General features: G+C 65.1%; 1 protein-coding gene. It reads right to left on the minus strand.

Annotated features, from left to right (window positions below; genetic code table 11):
- A complete protein-coding gene (locus ACFWBF_RS37365; RefSeq protein ID WP_385609283.1) occupies nt 1-1,065 on the minus strand; it encodes an IS630 family transposase in 1,065 nt (354 codons plus the stop codon).
- Nucleotides 1,066-1,160 lie beyond the last annotated feature (95 nt).

Here is a 1,160-nt window from a genome sequence, read left to right on the forward strand (position 1 = left end):
CTAGTGTCCTGCGCCGGAGATTCGTCGGCAGAAACGGGCGAGGGAGTCGAGGATCTCCTCGGCTGTCTTGGTCCAGATGAACGGCTTGGGGTCTTCGTTCCAGTTCTTGACCCACTTGCGGATGTCGGCTTCGAGGGCCTGGACGTTCTTGTGGGCGCCGCGGCGGATCATCTGGTCGGCCAAGAAGCCGAACCACCGCTCGACCTGGTTGATCCACGAGGAGCCGGTCGGGGTGAAGTGCAGCTGGAACCGGGGGTGTTTGGTCAGCCACGTCCTGATCGCCGGGGTCTTGTGGGTGCCGTAGTTGTCCACGATCAGGTGGACCTGGAGATGGGCGGGCACCTCTTTGTCGATCCTGATCAGGAACTTCTTGAACTCGGCTGCCCGGTGCCGGCGGTGCAGGGCGCTGATGACCTCGCCGGTGGCTACGTCGAACGCGGCAAACAAGGTGGTCAGGCCGTTGCGGACGTAGTCGTGGGTTCGCCGCTCGGGCATCCCGGGCATTATCGGCAGGACCGGCTGGGACCGGTCCAGGGCCTGGATCTGGGACTTCTCGTCCACCGAGAGCACCACCGCACCCTCGGGCGGGTTGAAGTACAGGCCAACGACGTCGTAGACCTTCTCCATGAACAATGGGTCCGTCGACAGCTTGAACGTGTCGGTCAGATGCGGCTTGAGCTGGAACTTCCGCCAGATCCGGCCGACGGTGGACTTGGAGAGGCCACTGCGGTCCGCCATCGACTTGCGTGACCAGTGGGTGGCGTTCTTCGGGAGTTCCTCCAGCGTGGTGACCACGACCGTCTCGACCTGATCAACGCTGATGGTGGGCGGACGGCCTGGTCGGGGCTCGTCAACGAGCCCGTCCAGCCGCTCGGCAAGGAACCGTCGGCGCCACTTGCGGACCGTGTCCGCGGTCACCCGCAGATCCCGGGCGACCGCGACGATCGGTGGCACCTCCGGCCCCGCGCACGCCAACACAATCCGTGCGCGCAGGGCCAGAGCCTGGGCCGACGTCGCCCGGCGCGTCCACCGCTCCAACACCGCCCGCTCATCAACGGACAGCATCAACGGCTCCAGCTTCGGGCCCCGACGAGGAACAGATGCACCAGCAGCAGAAGTCACACAGCAACTAACGATCAACTACTGGCGCAGGACACTAG

Origin of the sequence: Streptomyces sp. NPDC060028 (genome assembly GCF_042736725.1) — a bacterium.
Taxonomy (GTDB): Bacteria; Actinomycetota; Actinomycetes; order Streptomycetales; family Streptomycetaceae; genus Streptomyces.